The organism is Microbispora catharanthi, assembly GCF_006334915.2.
In the GTDB taxonomy this organism is placed as follows: Bacteria; Actinomycetota; Actinomycetes; order Streptosporangiales; family Streptosporangiaceae; genus Microbispora; species Microbispora catharanthi.
On sequence record NZ_VDMA02000002.1, the window covers coordinates 443,240 to 462,273 of the forward strand.

17 protein-coding genes are annotated in these 19,034 nt (G+C 72.6%); 6 read left to right on the plus strand and 11 right to left on the minus strand.

Translation table 11 applies throughout. The annotated features are described in order from the left end of the window. The first annotated feature begins 45 nt into the window (after positions 1 to 45). Entirely contained in the window at positions 46 to 1,818 is a 1,773-nt protein-coding gene (locus FH610_RS05215; protein ID WP_139573096.1) for a glycoside hydrolase family 15 protein, read from the plus strand. Positions 1,819 to 1,914: 96 nt separating this feature from the next. Here FH610_RS05215 and FH610_RS05220 read toward each other — a convergent pair whose 3' ends face one another. Further along, entirely contained in the window at positions 1,915 to 2,898 is a 984-nt protein-coding gene (locus FH610_RS05220; protein WP_139573097.1) for a LacI family DNA-binding transcriptional regulator, read from the minus strand. A gap of 135 nt (positions 2,899 to 3,033) precedes the next feature. On the opposite strand from FH610_RS05220, the gene FH610_RS05225 reads away from it, so the two are divergent. Further along, positions 3,034 to 3,987 carry a nucleoside hydrolase gene (locus tag FH610_RS05225; protein ID WP_139573098.1) on the plus strand — a complete coding sequence of 318 codons (954 nt, stop codon included), beginning with the start codon at positions 3,034 to 3,036 and terminating at the stop codon, positions 3,985 to 3,987. Beyond that, entirely contained in the window at positions 3,984 to 4,991 is a 1,008-nt protein-coding gene (gene add, locus FH610_RS05230) for an adenosine deaminase (protein ID WP_139573099.1), read from the plus strand. The genes FH610_RS05225 and add overlap by 4 nt, the downstream gene beginning before the upstream one ends. A 65-nt stretch (positions 4,992 to 5,056) precedes the next feature. On the opposite strand, the gene FH610_RS05235 is transcribed toward add, so the two are convergent. Both FH610_RS05235 and FH610_RS05240 read right to left on the minus strand, forming a co-directional pair. After that, a complete protein-coding gene (locus tag FH610_RS05235; RefSeq protein ID WP_240808774.1) occupies positions 5,057 to 5,962 on the minus strand; it encodes a hypothetical protein in 906 nt (301 codons plus the stop codon). A gap of 43 nt (positions 5,963 to 6,005) precedes the next feature. Further along, the gene (locus FH610_RS05240) at positions 6,006 to 6,968 is read right to left on the minus strand and encodes a S66 peptidase family protein (protein ID WP_139573100.1); all 963 of its coding nucleotides are present in this window, start codon (positions 6,966 to 6,968) and stop codon (positions 6,006 to 6,008) included. Positions 6,969 to 6,999: 31 nt separating this feature from the next. On the opposite strand from FH610_RS05240, the gene FH610_RS05245 reads away from it, so the two are divergent. Further along, positions 7,000 to 7,878, plus strand: coding sequence for a sulfotransferase family protein (locus FH610_RS05245; protein WP_139573101.1), 879 nt, complete (start codon positions 7,000 to 7,002; stop codon positions 7,876 to 7,878). A gap of 76 nt (positions 7,879 to 7,954) precedes the next feature. Here FH610_RS05245 and FH610_RS05250 read toward each other — a convergent pair whose 3' ends face one another. From FH610_RS05250 to FH610_RS05270, 5 genes are all read right to left on the minus strand, one after another. Continuing rightward, positions 7,955 to 9,841 carry an ABC transporter ATP-binding protein gene (locus FH610_RS05250; RefSeq protein WP_139573102.1) on the minus strand — a complete coding sequence of 629 codons (1,887 nt, stop codon included), beginning with the start codon at positions 9,839 to 9,841 and terminating at the stop codon, positions 7,955 to 7,957. Positions 9,842 to 9,944: 103 nt separating this feature from the next. Beyond that, on the minus strand, positions 9,945 to 10,799 hold the full coding sequence (locus FH610_RS05255) for an enoyl-CoA hydratase/isomerase family protein (RefSeq protein WP_139573103.1): 855 nt from the start codon (positions 10,797 to 10,799) through the stop codon (positions 9,945 to 9,947). Positions 10,800 to 10,998: 199 nt separating this feature from the next. Beyond that, positions 10,999 to 11,214 carry a helix-turn-helix domain-containing protein gene (locus FH610_RS05260; RefSeq protein ID WP_030507271.1) on the minus strand — a complete coding sequence of 72 codons (216 nt, stop codon included), beginning with the start codon at positions 11,212 to 11,214 and terminating at the stop codon, positions 10,999 to 11,001. Positions 11,215 to 11,329: 115 nt separating this feature from the next. Then, entirely contained in the window at positions 11,330 to 12,928 is a 1,599-nt protein-coding gene (locus tag FH610_RS05265) for an ABC-F family ATP-binding cassette domain-containing protein (RefSeq protein ID WP_139573104.1), read from the minus strand. A 145-nt stretch (positions 12,929 to 13,073) separates the two neighbouring features. Further along, complete coding sequence (locus tag FH610_RS05270; protein ID WP_139573105.1) at positions 13,074 to 13,769, minus strand: acVLRF1 family peptidyl-tRNA hydrolase; 696 nt, start codon at positions 13,767 to 13,769, stop codon at positions 13,074 to 13,076. A 117-nt stretch (positions 13,770 to 13,886) separates the two neighbouring features. Here FH610_RS05270 and FH610_RS05275 point away from each other — a divergent pair, with 117 nt between their 5' ends. Together FH610_RS05275 and FH610_RS05280 are read left to right on the plus strand one after the other, a co-directional pair. Beyond that, positions 13,887 to 15,230 (plus strand): EAL domain-containing protein, encoded by a 1,344-nt coding sequence (locus FH610_RS05275; protein WP_240808775.1) that lies wholly within the window; start codon positions 13,887 to 13,889, stop codon positions 15,228 to 15,230. 163 nt (positions 15,231 to 15,393) lie between these two features. Then, complete coding sequence (locus FH610_RS05280; RefSeq protein WP_139573106.1) at positions 15,394 to 16,386, plus strand: aldo/keto reductase; 993 nt, start codon at positions 15,394 to 15,396, stop codon at positions 16,384 to 16,386. A gap of 24 nt (positions 16,387 to 16,410) precedes the next feature. Here the strand turns inward: FH610_RS05280 and FH610_RS05285 are convergent, their stop codons facing one another. The 3 genes from FH610_RS05285 to FH610_RS05295 form a co-directional block, all read right to left on the minus strand. Further along, the gene (locus tag FH610_RS05285) at positions 16,411 to 17,016 is read right to left on the minus strand and encodes a response regulator transcription factor (RefSeq protein WP_139573107.1); all 606 of its coding nucleotides are present in this window, start codon (positions 17,014 to 17,016) and stop codon (positions 16,411 to 16,413) included. Then, a complete protein-coding gene (locus FH610_RS05290) occupies positions 17,013 to 18,182 on the minus strand; it encodes a sensor histidine kinase (RefSeq protein WP_139573108.1) in 1,170 nt (389 codons plus the stop codon). Before FH610_RS05290 ends, FH610_RS05285 begins: the two co-directional genes overlap by 4 nt. 113 nt (positions 18,183 to 18,295) lie before the next feature. Next, positions 18,296 to 19,033, minus strand: coding sequence for an ABC transporter permease (locus FH610_RS05295; RefSeq protein WP_139573109.1), 738 nt, complete (start codon positions 19,031 to 19,033; stop codon positions 18,296 to 18,298). Position 19,034: the final 1 nt, after the last annotated feature.

The following is a 19,034-nucleotide window of genomic DNA, read 5'->3' on the forward strand; positions in this document are numbered from 1 at the left end:
CGCTCGCGGGTGAGAGGACGGCCTGCGCCCGGTAGCGTGACGGGCATGCGGATCGAGGACTACGCCCTGGTGGGCGACATGCAGTCGGCCGCCCTCGTCGGCCGGAACGGCTCGATCGACTGGCTGTGCCTGCCGCGGTTCGACTCCCCCTCCTGCTTCACCCGGCTGCTCGGCGACGAGTCCAACGGCTTCTGGCGCCTGGCCCCCACGGGACACGAGCAGGCCACGCGCCGGGCGTACGTCGAGGACACGCTCATCCTCGAGACCGTCTGGGAGACGCCCACGGGCGCGGTCAAGGTCATCGACTTCATGCCGCCCCGGCACGCCAACCCCGATCTCGTACGGATCGTCGAGGGCCTGTCCGGCACCGTGGAGATGACGACGGAGATCCGGATCCGCTTCGACTACGGCCGCATCGTCCCCTGGGTGCGCCGAAGGAACGGGCACCTGCACGCCATCGGCGGCCCCGACTCGGTCTGGATCCACTCCGCCGTCCCGCTGCGGGGCGGCGACTACCGGCACGAGGCGACGTTCACGGTCGCCGCCGGGCAGCGGCTGCCGTTCGTGTTCACCTGGCACCCCTCCCACCAGCCGGAGCCGGAGCGGATCGACCCGCTGGAGCAGCTGGCCGAGACCCGGCTCCTGTGGGAGGAGTGGGTCTCGCGATGCGGTCACCGGGGTCCCTGGCGCGAGGCCGTGGTCCGCTCGCTGATCACGCTCAAGGCGCTGACCTACAGCCCCACCGGCGGCATCGTGGCCGCGCCGACCACGTCGCTGCCCGAGCACCTGGGCGGGGTGCGCAACTGGGACTACCGCTACTGCTGGCTGCGCGACGCCGCGATGACGCTCGACGCGCTGACCGGCGCCGGATATGTCGAGGAGGCCGCCGCCTGGCGTTCCTGGCTGCTGCGCGCCATCGCCGGCCGCCCCGAGGACGTCCAGGTCCTGTACGGCGTGGCCGGCGAACGCCGCCTGCCGGAGATGACCCTCGACTGGTTGTCGGGCTACGAGAACTCGGCGCCCGTGCGGATCGGCAACGGCGCGGCGACCCAGCTCCAGCTCGACATCTACGGGGAGTTCGTCGACGCCCTCTACCAGGCGCGCAAGCAGGGCATGGCGCCGGACGACCACGCCTGGGCCCTGGTCACGAAGGTCATGGAGTTCTTCGAGCACAACTGGGACCAGCCCGACGAGGGACTGTGGGAGGTGCGCGGCCCCCGCCGTCACTTCGTCCACTCCAAGGTCATGGCCTGGGTCGCGGCCGACCGCATGGTCCGCGTCATCGAGGAGCTGGGCCGGCGCGGCGACGTGGAGCGCTGGCGTGCCCTGCGCGACCGCATCCACGCCGAGGTCTGCGACAAGGGCTACGACCCGGGACGCAACACCTTCACCCAGTCCTACGGCTCCCGCGAACTGGACGCCGCCCTCCTGCAGATCCCCATCGTCGGCTTCCTGCCCCCCGACGACCCCCGCGTCACCGGCACCATCGAGGCCATCGAACGCGAACTCATGACCGACGGCTTCGTCCTGCGCTATCCGCTCGCGGAGGACAACCCCGTCGACGGCCTCCCCGGCGGCGAAGGCGCCTTCCTCGCCTGCAGCTTCTGGCTCGCCGAGGCCCGCGCCCTGACCGGGCGGCACGACGAGGCCGTCGAACTGTTCGAACGCCTCGTCGCCCTGTCGAACGACGTCGGCCTCCTCGCCGAGGAATACGACCCCAGGACAGGCCGCCAACTCGGCAACTTCCCCCAGGCGTTCACCCACATCCACCTCATCCGCACGGCCCAGGCGCTGGCCCGCCACGCCGAGCGGCGGTAGCCGGGGCTCCTGGCGCACTCGCGGAATCCGGGCGACCGTTACAGCCGGGCGGGCATCGGATGGGCGTCGCCGCCGCGCGCCCTTTCGGCGCGGCGGTCATGCGTCGCAGCCGCAACTGCGCCGCGCGACCAGGTGGGCCGCGGGAAGCGACGCGGACGCGGGCGCGCGGTCGAGGAGCAGTGCGACCGCCTGCTCGGCCATGGCGTCCAGCGGCTGCTCCATGACGCTGAGCGCGGGGGCCGTGTAGGCGCTGTCCGGAGTCCCGTCGCAGCTCATCAGGGCGAGGCGGCCGGGGATGGGCAGACCGGCGGCCGACGCGGCCGCGAGGACTCCGATGGCCTGTTCGTCGGTCGCCGCGATGAGGGCGCGCGGCATCGTCCCCCCGGCGATCAGCTCCGCCGTCAGCCGCGCCGCCGCCTCCCGCGAGTAGTCGCAGCGCAGCAGCAGGGGTTCGGGGCCGGAAGAGGAGGCGGCGCGCTGCCAGGCGTCCCGCCGCTCGGCGACCGGGCCGGCGTCGTGCGGACCGGACAGGAAGGCGATGCGCCGGTGCCCGTGGCCCCGCAGGTGCTCGACGGCCGCGCGGACCGCAACGTCGTTGTCGGCGGACACGAGCGGGGCCTGGCCGGGAACCGGCCGGTGGTGGACATAGGCGGAGGGCACGCCGGCCGCCACCGCCTGGGCCGCGACGTCGGCGCCGCCGTCGGCGGAGACGACGATCAGGCCGTCGACCTGCGCCGCGAGGAAACGCTCGACCATGTGCTGCTGCCTGCCCGGGAGGTAGCCCGCGTTGCCCGTCATCATCAGCGTGTCCCGCCTCTCCAGCGCACGCTCGACGCTCCGCGCGAGGGCGGCGAAGTAGGGGTTGGACGCGTCGGCCAGGACCAGGCCGACGACCCCGGTGGTGCCGGCTCGCAGCGCCCGCGCGATCCGGTTGGGGCGGTAGCCCAGCTCGGCGGCCGCGGCGAGAACCCGCTCCCTGGTCGCGGGGGCCACCGGGCGCGGGCCGTTGTTCATCACGTAGCTGACCACCGCCGTGGACGTGCCGGACCGGCGGGCCACGTCCGCGAGCGTGACGGCCATGAGAGGCTCCTTTCCTCGTACGGCTTGCATCCTCTCATCTAAACGATTAGAACTGCCACGTGAGCCGTCCGCCGACGGCCAGACCCACCCTCGCCCGCATCCGCCGTCCCGCCCCCGTACGAGGAAAGCCCCCATATGCCCCCGACACCTCTCCTGGTCGACACCGACACCGGATCCGACGACGCCGTGGCCCTGCTGCTGGCCGCCGCCAGCGGCCTGGGCGACGTGCGGGCCGTCACCACCGTGGCCGGCAACGTCCCGCTGCCGACGGCCACCCGCAACGCGCTGATCTCCCTGGAGATCGCGGGAGCGGCCGACGTCCCCGTACACGAAGGGTGCGACCGCCCGCTGTTGAGGCCCTTGTCCACCGCGCAGCACGTGCACGGGCAGGACGGCATGGGCGACATCGGCCTGCCCGGCCCGCGGCGCGGTCCCCAACCGGGGCACGCGGCCGACGTCCTGCTCTCCTACGCCCGGCGGTTCCCCGGCGAGCTGACCCTGGTCACCCTGGGCCCGCTGACCAACCTGGCCGCCGCCCTCCTGCGGGAGCCCGGCCTGCTCGGCCGCTTCCGGCACGTGTACTGCATGGCGGGCGCGGCGGACGCCCACGGCAACATCACCGCCACCGCGGAGTTCAACGTGTGGGCGGATCCCGAGGCGGCCGGCGTCGTGCTGCGGGCGGCGCACCCGGACACGGTCACCTGGGTCGGCTGGGACGTCTCCCGCAAGTACGCCGTCATGACGCCGGAGGACCAGCGGCGTCTCGAACGGCTCGGCACTCCCGTCGCCGCCTTCGCCCATCGGATCAACCGGACGGTCGCCGAATGGGCGCGCGAGGTCACCGGCCTGGCCGGGTACGACCTGCCCGACCCGATCGCCATGGCCGTGGCGCTGCGGCCCGATCTGGTCCTCGAAGAGGAGCGGGCGCATGTGACGATCGCCCTCGGCGACGAGACCCGGGGGCAGATGATCGTCGATCGCCGCCGTGCGGCCCGTGAACCCAATCTGACCATGGTGCGCCGCGTCGACGAGGCCGGCTTCAAGGACCTGCTGTTCGCCACGTGCGCCGGAACGGGTCGGGCCGCATGACGCTCACATCGTCCACCCCGCGGCCGGGAGGGCGCTTCGAACTGCACTGCCATCTCGACGGTTCGGTCCGCCCCGCCACGGTCGCGGATCTCGCCAGGGCTCAGGGGATCACGCTGACGCGGCCCGCGCACACGCTCGTGACCGCGCCCGCCCGGTGCGGCAGCCTGACCCGGTTCCTCACCTTCATCGACCTCCCGTTGCGCCTCCTGCAGACGCCGGACGCGCTGCGACGCGCGGCGCGCGAACTCGTCGAGGACTGGCACGCGGACGGCGTGGTGTACGGGGAGGCGCGTTTCGCCCCGCAACTGCACGGCCGGCGGGGCCTGACCCTGGACGAGGCGGTCGAAGCGGTCGCCGGCGGTCTCGCCTCCGGCGCGGCGGCCACGGGCGTACGCACCGGGCTGGTGCTGTGCTGCCTGCGGCATCAGACGCCGGACGAGAGCGTCGCCGTCGCGGAGACCGCGGTGCGGCACCGCGACGTGGTGGCGGGGCTCGACCTGGCGGGCGACGAGCGCCTGTTTCCCGGCGCGCCGCACCTGCCCGCCTTCGCCGTCGCGCAGGCGGCGGGACTGCCCTGCACCGTGCACGCGGGTGAGGCCGCGGGGCCGGAGAGCGTCTGGGAGGCGATCGACGTCCTCGGCGCGCGCCGCATCGGCCACGGCGTGCGGTCCGCCTCCGACCGGGCCCTGCTCGACCGGCTCGGACGCGAGCGGATCGCCCTGGAGATGTGCCCCACCAGCAACGTCCAGACGGCCGCGGTCCCCCGGCTGGCCGATCACCCGGCCCACGCGCTCCTGGCGGCGGGCCTGAACGTCACCATCAGCACCGACACGCGGACCACCTCGGGGACGACGCTGCGCCGGGAGTTCGGCGCGCTGCGGGAGACGTTCGGCTGGACGGCCGACGAGGAGACGGCCTGTCAGGCGCACGCGGCCGCCGCCGCCTTCGCCTGGCCCGCGGCCCGGCCGGACTTCCCGCAGGGCATGAGCCGGGGGACGGCCTGACCGCGGCCTTCCTCGGCGCCGCCCCTCCCGTTGCCCGTCGCCCCCGCCCGGGCCCGGGGCGGGGGTTACGACTGGCCGGCGATGCGGGCGAGGAGCCGCGCGAACTCCGGCGGCGGCGCGACGACCAGCCGGGTCTGCCCGTCGTGGCTGATGAGGTCGGCCTGGATGCGGGTCAGCTTGCCCCGGCGCCACCAGTACACGTGGGGGCTGAGCCCGTCGGCCCGGCCGGCGTGCTCCCGGTGGGCGAAGATGCGCAGGCGCTCGATCGCGCGGACCACGCCGATGCCGGCCACCGGGTGCACCGCGACCATGCCCCGGTGCGGCAGCACGGCGAGCATGCCGTCCTCGGGCACGTCCATGTACGCCGTCAGGCGGCGCAGGTGGGCCGCCGCGCTGGGCGCGGTCAGCAGCGAGACCTCGGTCCCGGCGAGGTCGAGCCGCGACACGGTGGGCCGCTCGTCGGTCAGGGCGTTGCCGATCGCCACGTCGAGCGCCTCGGCCGGCGGGATGGGCCAGCAGAACGCCTCCTCCGGGCGCACCGGACGGGCGCCGACGGTCAGCACCTCGATCAGGTCGGCGCTGAGGTGGCGGCCGATGATCCGGGAGGGGTCGGGGAAGGCCGGGTCGTCGGCGGCGTGGACCCGCGTGCGCAGCAGCGGCTTGATGGGCGTGAGGTTGCAGGCGTCGAACGGCTCGCCCGACACCGCGTGGGCCAGATGCTCGGACACCAGCATCGGCCAGTCCTCGCGGGCGCGGCGACCGGCCTCCCGGCGCAGGCCGACGAGGTTCACCACCCGCTCACGCTCGGGCGAGGTCAGCGCCAGCGACGTGCCGTCGCCTGCGAACGCGCAGGTGTAGCCCATGGTCTCGGCGACCAGGGCCAGCAGGGAGTCGAGATCGACATCCTCGACGGCTCTCGGGGCGGGATGATCCGGCCGCGTCCGGCTGAGCAGTCGCCGCAAGAGTCCCAACGCACCATCCCTTCGCCACGGCCCGGGCGCATCCGGGCGCGTCTCAGGTTGCCGCGTCAGAGTCGCGGAAGGTGCCCGCGACAGAGCACGATTCGGTCACAATAGCCACATTCGTCTCCAACCACATCGACATCTGTGGTGCGCCGTGGCCGACGGGCAGGCCCGCGACGGTCGGGACGCCCAGCGGGGCCAGGAGTTCCGTCAGCACGGGCAGCGGGTCGCCGCAGTCCACCCACGATCCCAGCACGATGCCCGCCGCGCCGTCGAGACACCCGGCCTGCAGCAGTTGCGTCACCATGCGGTCGATCCGGTAGGGCTCCTCGGTGACGTCCTCAAGCAGCACGATACGGCCCCGCGCGCGCAGCGCGTACGGCGTGCCGCACAGGGCGGCCAGCAGTGCGAGGTTGCCCCCGGTGAGCCGGCCCTCGGCCCGGCCCGGCACGATCACCCGGTCGCCCGTGACCGGCGCGGGCGCGCCGCCCTCGAACAGGGCCTCGCGCAGGTGGGCGAAGGTGACCTGCTCGGGCCCCTCCGGGTCGCTGATCGTCGCGCACGCCGGCATCGGCCCGAACAGCGTCGCCAGGCCCAGCCGGTCGGCGAAGGCCCGGTGCAGCGCGGTGATGTCGCTCGACCCGAGCAGGATCTTGGGACCGGCCGCCGCCATGGCGTCCCAGTCGAGCAGCCCGAGCAGCCGGGTGGTGCCGTAGCCGCCCCTGGCGCAGATGACCGCCGCCACTTCGGGATCGCACCACGCGGCCTGGAGGTCGGCCGCCCGTGCGGCGTCCGGCCCGGCCAGGTAGCCCTCCCGCGCGAGGATCGACGCCCCGTGCACGACCCGCAGCCCGAGCCCGGCCAGGACCTCGGTGCCGCGCTCGAGCCGCACGGGATCGACGGGGCCGGCCGGCGCGACCAGCGCGACGGTGTCGCCGGGCCGCAGCCGCCGGGGCAGGCTCGGGACCGTTACAGAGGCGTCACCGCACGCCCCGCCGCGGAAGCGCTCGCTCACCCTTCAAAGGGTGTCAGACTTAGCGGTATCTATGCGACCTCCGACGCACATCCTCGTGGTCAACGGTGTCAAGGTCCGTCGTCCGGTGTTCGTTGTCGCGGCGCCGCACTCCGGCGCGGACCTGCTGGGCCGCGCCCTCAAGCGCTCGCCCGGTTTCCACGTGACCATGGGCAGGGGCCCGGTGGCCCGGGTCGTCTACGCCTTCGCCAGGAGACCGTCGATCGCCCGCAGCGGCGGCGCCCCGCAGGTGCTGCGCGACGTGCTGGCGGAGGCATGGCAGGTGGTCCCGGCGGCGTGCGCGGAGTGCACGACCGCCTGCCGGGAGGCGGGCGGCATCGTCGGCGCGGGGCCGTGCGTCGGGCCGGGCACGCTGTCCCGGTTCGGCGACGCCAGCCCCGACCTGCTCTACAGCGCGCCGGTGCTGCTGCGGGCGTTCCCCGACGCCCGGCTCATCCAGATCATCCGCGACGGCCGCGACGTCGTCGCCGACATGCTCGCCGACCCCGCCTGCATGACCTGGGTCAAGCCCCACATGCTGAGCGAGGACGCGGAGTTTCCCAACCCGTTCCTCGGCGTGCGCTCGGCCGAGCACCGCGAGCGCTGGGCCGGGATGCCGCCCGCGGGCAAGTGCGCCCTGCGCTGGCGCGGCGCCGTACGGCTGAGCGCCGCCCTGCGCCGCGAACTGCCCGGCGAGCACCTGCTCACCCTGCGGTACGAGGACATCGTGGCCTCGCCGGGAGAGGCGATCGACGCGGTGTCGTCCTTCCTGGAGGCCAAGATCTCCACGATCGCGCTGTACGGCACGACGATCCCCCGGCCGGGAAGCTGGCGCAGGCGGCTGTCGGCCGAGGACGCCGAACTGGTGGAGAAGGTGGCCAGGGAGGAGCTCGCCCGCCTCGGCTACCGCTGAACGGCGTCTCAGGCGTGCTCAGGCCGTCTCAGGCCTGATCAGGCGTCTCAAGACCTGATCAGGCGTCTCGGGCGCCTCAGGAACCGCCCGGGCCCGAGCCGGTGAACTGCGTGCGGTACAGCTCGGCGTAGGCGCCGCCCCGCTCCAGCAGCTCCTCGTGCCGGCCGCGTTCGGCGACCCGGCCGTCCTCGACCACCAGGATCGTGTCGGCCTCGCGGATGGTCGACAGCCGGTGGGCGATCACCAGCGACGTCCTCCCCCGCAGGGCGGTCTTCAGCGCCTGCTGCACCGCGGCCTCGGACTCCGAGTCCAGATGGGCGGTCGCCTCGTCCAGCACCACCACCCGCGGCGCCTTCAGCAGGAGCCGGGCCAGGGCGATGCGCTGCTTCTCCCCTCCCGACAGCCGGTAGCCGCGGTCGCCGACGACCGTCTCCAGCTCCTCCGGCAGGTTCTTGACCAGGTCGGCGATCTGGGCCGCGCGCAGGGCATCCCAGATCTCCTCGTCGGTCGCCTCAGGACGGGCGTAGCGGAGGTTGTTGCCGATCGTGTCGTGGAACAGGTGGGCGTCCTGCATGACCACTCCCACCGTGTCCCTGATGCCGTCCAGGGTGACGTCGCGGACGTCCACGCCGTTGATCCGGACGGTCCCCTCGTCCACGTCGTACAGCCGGGACACCAGTTGGGTGATGGTCGTCTTGCCCGCGCCCGAGTGGCCGACGAGCGCCACCAGCTCGCCCGGGTGCGCGGTGAACGACACGCCCTTGAGCACCTCCTGCGAGGGCCCGGTGTCCGGGCGGGCCACCGACTCGAGCGACGCCAGCGACACCTCGGAGGCGGCCGGGTAGCGGAAGCGGACGTCGTCGAACTCGATGGTCACCGGCCCTTCGGGGATCGGCCCCGCGTCCGGCTTCTCGGCCACCATCGGCTTGAGGTCGAGCACCTCGAAGACCCGGTCGAAGCTCACCAGCGCGGTCATCACGTCCACGTGGACGTTCGACAGGCTGGTCAGCGGGCCGTACAGGCGCATGAGCAGGGACGACTGGGCGACCAGGGTGCCGAGCGCGAAGGCCCCGGAGATCGCGAGCACGCCGCCGAGACCGTAGACGAGCGCGGTCGCCAGCGCGGCGACCAGGCCGAGCGCGATGCGGAACACCGTGCCGTACATGGCGACGATCACACCCACGTCGCGGACCCGGCCCGCGCGCTCCGCGAAGTGGGCCGCCTCGTCGTCCGGCCTGCCGTACAGCTTGGCGACCATGGCCCCGGCCACGTTGAACCGCTCGGTCATCACCGAGCTCATCTCGGCGTCGAGCTGCATCTGCTCGCGGGTCAGCGCGGACATCCGGCGGCCGACCCACTTGGCCGGGAAGATGAAGATCGGCAACAGGACCAGCGCGACCAGCGTGACCTGCCACGACAGCACGAGCATGGTGCCGAGCACCATGACCAGGCTGATGACGTTGGACACCACCGACGACAGCGTGCTGGTGAGGGCCCGCTGCGCCCCGATGACGTCGGTGTTCAGCCGGGAGACGAGCGCGCCGGTCTGGGCGCGCATGAAGAACGCTACCGGCATGCGCTGCACGTGGTCGAAGACCTCGGTGCGCAGGTTGTAGATCAGGCCCTCGCCGATGCGGGCGGAGAACCACCGCTGCACCAGGCCGAGCCCGGCGTCCAGCACCGCGAGCGCTCCGATCGCCGCGGCGAGCCACACCACGACGTCGACCCGCCCGGGGGTGATGCCGTAATCGATGATCGCCTTCATCAGCAGCGGGTTGGCGACCACGATGACCGCGTCGACCACGACCAGCGCGAGGAAACCGGCGATCTGGGCGCGGAACGGCCGGGCGTAGCCGGCGATACGCCGGACTGTCCCCGGCGTGAGCCGCTCCTTCGTCACGGAGCTGTCACGCCGTAAGGACCGCATCACCTGAAGGCCGTAGCCCCCGTTCATCATCGACATATGTCGTACATCCTCCCAGCCGTGCAGCGGTGGGAGGACTCCCCCGATTCCCCCGTCAGCTCGAAGCGAACAGCACTTATCCGTGCGACCCGAACAGTGCCCCTCAGTTCGCCCCGAACAGTGCCCGGATGCGCGCCACCTGCTCGGCCCGCTCGGCGGCGGCCTGCTCCTCCAGCGTGCGTCCCGGCGCGGCCTGGAGCAGCCGCTTCGTGGCGGCCGCGGCGGCGCGGTCGGTCGAAAGCAGCGCGGCGGCCAGGTCCTGTACGGCCTGGGCCAGCTCGGACGCGGGCACCGCGATCTCGGCCAGGCCGAGCCGTACGGCCTCGGCGGCCCCGACGGTACGCGCGGTCAGGCACATCTCGATGGCCCGGGGAACCCCCACGATGTCGGCCAGGGGCTTGGTCCCGGTCAGGTCGGGAACCAGCCCCAGCGCGGGCTCCTTCATGCAGAACTTCACGTCGTCGGCGACGACACGCAGGTCACACGCGAGTGCGAGCTGGAAGCCCGCCCCGATCGCGTGGCCCTGCACGGCCGCGATCGACACGATCTCCGGCTTGCGCAGCCACAGGAACCCCTTCTGGGCCTCAGCGATCCGCTGCTCGAACTCGGTGTCGCCGAGCGCCGCGGCGCTCGCGAACGATCCCTGTCCGGGCACCCCCTCGGGCCTGAACATGCGCAGGTCGATCCCGGCTGAGAAGGACGGCCCCTCGCCTTTGACCACGACCACTCTCACCTGCTCCGGAAGGGTCTCCCCGATCCGGGCCAGGGCCGACCATGTCGCGAACGTCTGAGCGTTGCGCTTGTCCGGCCGGTCCAAAGTGACGGTCGCGATCTCGCCGTCCACCTCAAAGCGCAGTCCGACCTCGGCCGGCGCGGCCGCCGAGATCGTCGACACATCGGAGCCGTCGCCCGTCTCACGGGCGTGCTCCAGATTCCCCCCCATTGCCGCTTCCGCCATGCCCTGCTCCTGCTCCGGTGCGGAGCGGCGTCGCCTCGCACGGCCGGTCCGGTGCGGCGCACCGTCCGTGCCGGGCGTCCGCCCTCCTGTTCATCTCGCGGTCGCGTCCGAGCTTACCGAATATCGTTCTGGCGAGTCGGACGCGACCGCTCCTCCTGCAGGAACGAGCGGCTGCGGTCGCGCGTCTTGAGGTGGATCTCTAGCGCTTGGACTTGCCCCGGGTCGCGCCGCCGCGTCCGCGCAGAGTCACCCCGGACTCGCTCAGGATGCGGTGGATGAACCCGTACGAGCGGCCGGTGGAAGCAGCCAGAGCGCGGATGCTCTCACCCGCGGAATAGCGCTTCTTGAGATCAGCGGCCAGCTTTTCCCGGTCGGCCCCGGTCACCCGGGTGCCCTTCTTCAGAGTCTCGGCCACGAGTACCTCCTGTAGTGCCAGACTTCCGCAGCGTTACTTCAGCCCATGATCAGTCATTTCGACGGGATCGGCTACCTACTCCGCGGGAAAAGATCCCTACCCGCTCAAATTAAGATCAGGCAAGCGCCACAAGATCGGAAAATTCGTCGCTCCATGCGTCTTCTACTCCGTCTGGCAACAGAATCACCCTATCGGGCTGCAGCGCCTCCACCGCCCCCTCGTCGTGCGTGACCAGCACAATCGCGCCCGTGTAGGAGCCGAGGGCCGTCAACACCTGATCGCGGGAGGCCGGATCGAGGTTGTTGGTGGGCTCGTCGAGCAGCAGCACGTTGGCGCTCGACAGCACCAGCGTCGCGAGGGCGAGACGGGTCTTCTCCCCGCCGGACAGGACCCCGGCGGGCTTGTCCACGTCGTCTCCGGTGAACAGGAACGACCCCAGCACCTTGCGCAGGTCGACGTCGGCCAGGTCGGGCCCGGCCGAGCGCATGTTCTCCAGGACCGTGCGCCCGGGGTCGAGCGTCTCGTGCTCCTGCGCGTAGTAGCCGAGCTTGAGCCCGTGGCCGGGCAGAACCTCGCCGGTGTCGGGCGTCTCGATGCCCGCGAACAGACGCAGCAGGGTGGTCTTGCCCGCGCCGTTCAGGCCCAGGATGACGATCCGCGAGCCCCGGTCCACCGCGGCGTCGACGTCGGTGAACACCTCCAGCGAGCCGTACGACTTGGACAGGCCGCGGGCCGTCAGGGGGGTCTTCCCGCAGGGCGCGGGGTCGGGGAAGCGCAGCTTGGCGACGCGGTCGGAGCGCCGCTCGCCCTCGACGCCGGAGAGCAGCCGCCGGGCGCGCCGCTCCATGTCCTGGGCCGCCTTGGCCTTGGTGGCCTTCGCCCGCATGCGGTCGGCCTGGGACAGCAGGGCGGACGCCTGCCGCTCGGCGTTGACCCGCTCACGCTTGCGCCGCTTCTCGTCGGTCTCCCGCTGGGCGAGGTACGCCTTCCAGCCGACGTTGTAGGTGTCGATCACGCAGCGGTTCGCGTCGAGGTGGAGCACCCGGTTTACCGTCGCATCAAGAAGGTTCACGTCATGGCTGATGATCACCAAGCCGCCCTGGTGCGAGCGCAAAAAATCACGAAGCCAGCCGATCGAGTCCGCATCGAGGTGGTTTGTCGGCTCGTCAAGCAGGAGAGTCTCCGCTCCGGAGAACAGGATGCGGGCCAGTTCCACCCGGCGTCGCTGGCCGCCGGAGAGGGTCGCCAGCGGCTGGCCGAGGACGCGGTCGGGCAGCCCCAGGCTGGAGGCGATCGAGGCCGCCTCCGACTCCGCCGCGTAGCCGCCGAGGACGTGCAGGCGGTCCTCCAGGCGGCCGTAGGCGCGCACCGCCCGGTCGCGTACGCGCTGGTCGTCGGCCGCCATCCCGGCCTCGGCCTCGCGCAGTTCGCGGAGCACGTCGTCGAGGCCGCGGGCCGACAGGATCCGGTCGCGCGCCAGCACGCTCAGGTCGCCGGTGCGGGGGTCCTGCGGCAGGTAGCCGACGCTGCCGGAGATCGTGACCGTGCCCGCGGCGGGCAGGCCCTCTCCCGCCAGGACCTTGGTGAGGGTGGTCTTGCCGGCCCCGTTGCGGCCGACCAGACCGATCTTGTCGCCCGGGTTCACCCGGAACGAGGCGCCCTCGATGAGCAGGCGCGAGCCGGCGCGAAGTTCGATGTCGGTAGCGATGATCATGGTTAAGGGGACACTCCCGTAGGTGATGGGGTCAGGATCGGCACCGGGAGCGATCAATCGGGAGTGCGCATGGGCTCAAGTGTAGTGCCGCCGTGTCCACCACCGCCTGCGATGAAACCCCGCCCTCGCCCCGCCACGCGGCCGGTCAGGGGTCGATCACGCGGATCCGTACGGCGCGGAACAGCGCGGGGGCGCCCTCCAGGACCGCCAGCCGGGGGTCGGGGACGGTGAGGAAGGGGCCGGTCTCCAGGGCGAACAGCGGCGCGAGGCGCCGGTCGCGCCTGATCTCGTCGATCGAGCGCCGGTCCCCGCCGAGCACGACGGCCTCCAGGTCCGCGAGCCTCGGCAGGAGCACCCGGACGGCCACGTCGGCGGCGGCCCCCAGTGCCTCGGCCGACTGCTTGTCCCTGCGCCGGGCGAAGCGCTGCTGCGACCACCCGCCGGCCGCGCTGCGCCCGTGGACCTGACGCGAGCCGACCTTGCCCGTCACGAGGCGGGCCCCGGCGAAGACGCCGGCGGCGTGCCCCCCGAGCCGGGCCAGCAGCACGCCGACTGTCCGCTCACGGCACACGTGGGCCACCAGCGCCGCCGCAGGCGGGGGAAGGCGGAACTCGCCCTCGTGCCCGCCGTCACCTTCACCGTCGCGGGAGGGGCGCAGCGGCGGGAACGGCACGTGGCACTCGGCGACCGCGCCGTCGGCGGCGTCGAGACGGACCAGGTCGGGCAGGACGACGGCCTCGATCGCGCCGTGCCGCTCGGCGAAGCGCGCGATCCATCCGGCGAGCCGCTCGGGGGCGACCGAGATCCATCTGCCGCCTCCCGCGGCGGGCCCTGCCGTCATGGCTGATCAGCCTACTCGTGCACCGTCTGTCGGATTCCGTCCAACTGACGGGGAAATATAGGTGAATTTCCTTCTGTGGACGGCAAGTCCGGGGGCCCGGCGTCCCACAATTCAATCGTGTCGCTCCCCTCCCCCTCGGCGGCGCCGCTCGCCGCGACCTCGCAAATCGCCCCGGCGTCCGGCCCGGCCCCGGCGACCCCGTTCCCCCCGGACAGCGCGCGGGAACACGCCCCGGCGGACACCGTGTGGGAACACGGCCCGGCCACCATGGTGCGGAGGTACACCCCGGCGGCCGCCGCCCAGCCGTACGACCAGCGCGCGTACGCGCCCGCGGGTCCCGCGCCCGGCTTCCCCGGCCCGGCCGCCCCGTTCTTCCTCCCGGTGGTCGACCTCGACACCGGCGGCGCCGTGGCCATCGAGGTGATCGCCGAGGGCGCCTCCTCCGGCGGCCCGGGCGTGGCGGGCACGGTGAACGGCCTGCTGGCCGCCGCCCGCGAGGAGGCCCTGCTGCCGCTGGTCCTGCCGATCTCCGCCGCCGCCGTGGCCGGGGGTACGGCCGGCCTCGCGGCGCTGCATGAGGCGATGCGCATGTGCAACCGGCGTCCCCGCGAGGTCATCCTCGTGATCGAGGGCGATCCCGCGCCCGTGGAGCGCACGGCCCTGCTGTCCGGGATCGACGGTCTGCGCGCGGTGGGCTACCTCATCGCGTTCGGCGGGGTCGGCACCGCCGCGCTGCCGCTCGACCTGCTCGCCGACGCCTCGCCGTACGTGATCGCGCTGTCCCCCGACCTGGTGGCGCGGGGGCCGCGCGATCCCCGGCGCAGCGCGCTCGCGGAGTCGCTGGTCCGGCTCGCGCGCGGCGTCGGCGCGCACGTGCTCGCCCCGGGCGTGCGGGACGAGACGGAGCTGGCGGCCGTACGCGGCTGGGGCATCCGGCTCGCGCAGGGCCCCCTGCTCGCGCCGTCGGACTGGCGGCCCTCCCACGGGTACAACCGCGTCCACGTGCCGCTGCCGGTGCCCGAGGCGGCCGCGGTCACCGCGTCGCTGGGCCCCCGGGTGCAGGAGCTCCTGCTTCCCGCGGTGACGCTGCCGGCCGGGTCGACGGCCGAGGAGGTGGTCGCCGTGCTGAGCGCCGAGCCCTCGATCACGAGCGTGATCCTGGTGGACGAATACCAGCGGCCGCAGGGCAGCATCGACCGCAGCCGGTTCCTGCTCTTCATGGCCGGGGCGTACGGCCACGCGCTGCACGCGAAGAAGTCGGCCGGCCGCCTGGCGGACACAGCGAAGATCGTGGCGAAGACGACCCCGGTGATCGCGGCCATGCAGGTGGCGGGGCGGGACAACGCCCGCGTGTACGACGACCTCGTGGTGGTCGACGAGGTCGGCAGGTGCATGGGCGTGGTGCGGGTCGGCGACCTGCTGCGGCACGCCGCCGACCTCCAGGCGCAGCCGGCCCGCTGAGGCCACCACGGGACCACGGACGAGGGCGCGTCCGGCCTTCTTCAGGGGCAATACTACGGCGGCGTCGCCGTTCACCTCAGACTTGCGACACATATGTCGCAAGTTGTAGCTTCACTGCGTCCCGCTTGATGCGACCAGTGACGCCCCTGAGAGGGAGAACCACGTGGAGTACACCCGCCTCGGCCGCAGCGGCCTTTCGGTGTCCCGGCTCGTCCTCGGCACCATGAACTTCGGGTCGCGTACGTCCGAAGAGGACAGTCACGCGATCATGGACCGTGCGCACGAGCACGGTCTCAACTTCTTCGACACCGCCGACGCGTACGGCGCGCAGCAGGGCGAAGGCGTCACCGAGCAGATCATCGGCCGTTGGTTCGCCAAGGGCGGCGGCCGGCGTGACAGGACCGTGCTGGCCACGAAGGTCTATCAGCCGATGGGGAACTGGCCCAACGAGCAGTTCCTGTCCGCCCTGCACATCCGGCGCGCGTGCGAGGCGTCGCTCAGGCGACTGGGGACCGACCACATCGACCTTTACCAGATGCACCACATCGACCGGAGCACGCCGTGGGAGGAGATCTGGGAGGCGTTCAGCGTCCTTCGCCGGCAGGGAAAAGTGCTCTACTTCGGCTCGTCCAACTTCGCCGGCTGGCACATCGCCCAGGCGCAGGAGGCGGCGCGGTCCCGGCACTTCCTCGGGCTCGTCAGCGAACAGTCCATCTACAACCTGATGTCGCGCTGGGCCGAGCTGGAGGTGCTGCCCGCCGCGCGGCACTACGGGCTGGGGGTGATCCCATGGTCGCCGCTGCACGGCGGCGTGCTCAGCGGCGTCCTGCGCAAGCAGCGTGAGGGGGTCGCCGCCCGCAGCGGCTCGGGGCTCTGGGCCGCCGCGCTGGCCGAGCACCGGGACTCCGTCGAGGCGTACGAGAAGTTGTGCGCCGACCTCGGCGAGGACCCGGCCCACGTCGGACTGGCATGGCTGCTCGCCCAGGACGGCGTGACCGGACCGATCGTCGGGCCGCGGACGGTCGAGCAGCTCGACGGCTCGCTGCGCGCACTGAGGATCACGCTCGACGACGGCACGCTCGCCACGCTGGACGCGCTCTTCCCGCCCCCCGGCCCCAACGGAGCCAGGCCGGCGCCCGAGGCGTACGCCTGGTGATCACGCCCCGTCCTGCCTCGCCGGTCAGAGCCAGCCCTGCGCCTGGGCCTTCTGGACGGCCTCGATCCGGTTGCGCGCGCCGGTCTTGTGGATGGCCGCCGAGAGGTAGTTGCGCACCGTGCCCTCCGACAGGTGCAGCCGCAGCGAGATGTCGTTGATCGTCGAGCCGTCCGCCGCGGCGGACAGCACGTCGCGCTCGCGCGGCGACAGGGGGTTCGGCCCGGCGCTGAGCGCGGCGGCGGCCAGACCCGGGTCGATCACGCGCTCGCCCCGCAGCACCCGCCTGATCGCGGCGGCCAGTTCGCTCGCGGGGCTGTCCTTCACCAGGAAGGCCACCGCCCCGGCCTCCATCGCGCGGCGCAGATATCCGGGCCTGGCGAAGGTCGTGAGGATTACCACCCGGCACCCGGGAACCCGGCGGCGCAGCTCCTCGGCGGCGGAGATCCCGTCCCTGCCGGGCATCTCGATGTCGAGCAGCGCGATGTCCGGTGTGGTCGCCTCGGCGACGGCGATCACCTCGTCCCCGTTCGCCGCCTCTCCGACCACCTCGATGTCGGGCTCCAGGCCGAGCAGGGAGGCGAGCGCTCCCCGCACCATGCTCTGGTCCTCCGCCAGCACGACCCTGATCACTCGCCCAACCTATCCGCGATCATCTCCGCCTTTTGGCCCAGGGGCGGCGGAACCGCGACCCGCACCCTGAATCCCCGCTTGCCGGCCTCGACCTCCAGGTCTCCGCCCGCCGCGCGCACCCGCTCGCCGAGCCCGGTGAGGCCGTTGCCCGGCTCGTGCGCCCCGCCGCCGCCGTTGTCGGCGATCTCCAGCACCGCGCCCCCCTCCCCGTACGACACGTCGATCTCGCAGCGGGTGGCCCCGGAGTGCCGTACGACGTTGGTGGTGGCCTCGCGTACGGCCCAGGCGAACAGGCCGTCGAGATCCTCGGGCAGCGGAGTGCCGCGGGTGCGCACGGTGAGGGCGACGTCGGCGGCGCCCAGCGCCGACCTGGCGCCGTCGATCTCCTCCGACAGGCGGCGCCGGCGGTATCCGCCGACGGCCTCGCGCACCTGGGCCAGCGCCTGCCGCGCCACCGACTCGATGTCGGCCACCTCCCCGGCGGCCTTCGGCGAGCCCTGCTCGCCCAGGCGGCGGGCCAGCTCGCTCTTGAGCACGATGAGCGAGAGGCTGTGCCCCAGCAGGTCGTGCAGGTCGCGGGCGATCCGCAGCCGCTCCTCGGTCGCGGCCAGCCTGGCGACCTCGCTCTGCGCCTGCTTGAGCTGGACGACGAGGACGCGGGTGTTGCGGACACTCATGAACAGCACGCCGAGTGTGACGATCTGCAGCACGAGCGCCCACACCGTGCCGTCGTCGGCGCCCATGACCTTGCCCTCGGCGACGACGAGCGCGGCCATGGCCGCGAGACCCAGCAGGGCGCGGCGGGGCGGCAGGCCCATCGCGTAGACGACCATCAGGTAGACCGGGAGGGTCAGCCAGGAAGGGCTCCGGAAGATCAATGGGAAGACGGCCCCCATCACCGTCGCGACGCCGAGCAGGGGGAACATCCACCGGGGGTGATCGTCGAGTTCGCGCGGGCCCAGCACGATCGTCAGGTAGACGGCTATGAAGACCACGAGCGCGGCCATCGACCAGGCCGCCCGCGCGCCGCGCACCGTGCCGTCGACCACCTCGGACACCGGGTAGAAGAGGTAGATCAGGCCCAGCGACATGCCCATCAGGCGCCTCAGGCGGGAGGGACGGTCGTCCATCCCGCCGAAGGTGAACACTCTGGCCAGCCGGCTCATCCCGCTGTCCCTCCGAACGTGGTGGATATCAGGCGCGCACCGTCGCACGGTGTCGATCAGGTGCGCGCCGTTGCAGTGTGTCCGATCAGGCGCGCACTGTCGCACTGTGCCGATCAGGCGCGCACTGTCGCACGACGGTAGGCGACGAGCGCCAGTGCCACCAGGGCCACTCCCCAGGCGAGGATGCCGGCCGCGTCGGCCGCGTGCGGGGTCTCACCCGCCGCGATCCGCCATCCGATACGCGCGTAGTCGTACGAGGGGGTCACGTGGGCGATGCTCTTCATGGCCGCGGGCATGATGCTCTCGGGGAACCAGAGCCCGCCGAGCAGGGCCAGCCCGAACATGCCGATCATCGCGACGGGCTGCGCGGTGTCGGGCGGCAGCAGGGATCCGATCGCCAGGCCCAGCGCCGCGAAGGGGATCGTGCCGGCCCACATCACGAGGATCAGTTCCACCCACCGCACCGGCGACAGCGACACGTGCTGGGTCAGCACCGCGGCCAGGCCGACCAGCAGCAGCGACGGCAGCACCAGCAGCAGCGAGGAGATCAGCTTCGTCAGGATGATCGCCCGGCCCGGCAGCGGGGTGATCTGGAGCTGCCGCAGCCAGCCGCTGTGCCGCTCCTGCGACCAGGGCACGGCCGTCGACATCATCGCGGCGGCCAGCGCGCCGTACGCGGCCATCGAGACCATCAGCAGGACGCTGCCGCGCAGCCCGGTCGCCTGGTCGGAGTCCGACCCCCAGAGGTTGGAGTAGAGGAGGTAGAAGCCGACGGGGAAGGCGACCACGAAGATGACGTAGCGCTTGTTGCGCAGCATCCGCAGCAGTTCGACCTTGATGTAGTGCCGCATC

Excerpts from the sequence above, each read along its gene's own strand:
- FH610_RS05215 (WP_139573096.1), top strand. The coding sequence starts at position 46 with ATGCGGATCGAGGACTACGCCCTGGTGGGCGACATGCAGTCGGCCGCC.
- FH610_RS05220 (WP_139573097.1), bottom strand. The coding sequence starts at position 2,898 with ATGGCCGTCACGCTCGCGGACGTGGCCCGCCGGTCCGGCACGTCCACG.
- FH610_RS05225 (WP_139573098.1), top strand. The coding sequence starts at position 3,034 with ATGCCCCCGACACCTCTCCTGGTCGACACCGACACCGGATCCGACGAC.
- add (WP_139573099.1), top strand. The coding sequence starts at position 3,984 with ATGACGCTCACATCGTCCACCCCGCGGCCGGGAGGGCGCTTCGAACTG.
- FH610_RS05245 (WP_139573101.1), top strand. The coding sequence starts at position 7,000 with ATGCGACCTCCGACGCACATCCTCGTGGTCAACGGTGTCAAGGTCCGT.
- FH610_RS05250 (WP_139573102.1), bottom strand. The coding sequence starts at position 9,841 with ATGTCGATGATGAACGGGGGCTACGGCCTTCAGGTGATGCGGTCCTTA.
- FH610_RS05255 (WP_139573103.1), bottom strand. The coding sequence starts at position 10,799 with ATGGCGGAAGCGGCAATGGGGGGGAATCTGGAGCACGCCCGTGAGACG.
- FH610_RS05265 (WP_139573104.1), bottom strand. The coding sequence starts at position 12,928 with ATGATCATCGCTACCGACATCGAACTTCGCGCCGGCTCGCGCCTGCTC.
- FH610_RS05270 (WP_139573105.1), bottom strand. The coding sequence starts at position 13,769 with ATGACGGCAGGGCCCGCCGCGGGAGGCGGCAGATGGATCTCGGTCGCC.
- FH610_RS05290 (WP_139573108.1), bottom strand. The coding sequence starts at position 18,182 with ATGAGCCGGCTGGCCAGAGTGTTCACCTTCGGCGGGATGGACGACCGT.
- FH610_RS05295 (WP_139573109.1), bottom strand. The coding sequence starts at position 19,033 with ATGCGGCACTACATCAAGGTCGAACTGCTGCGGATGCTGCGCAACAAG.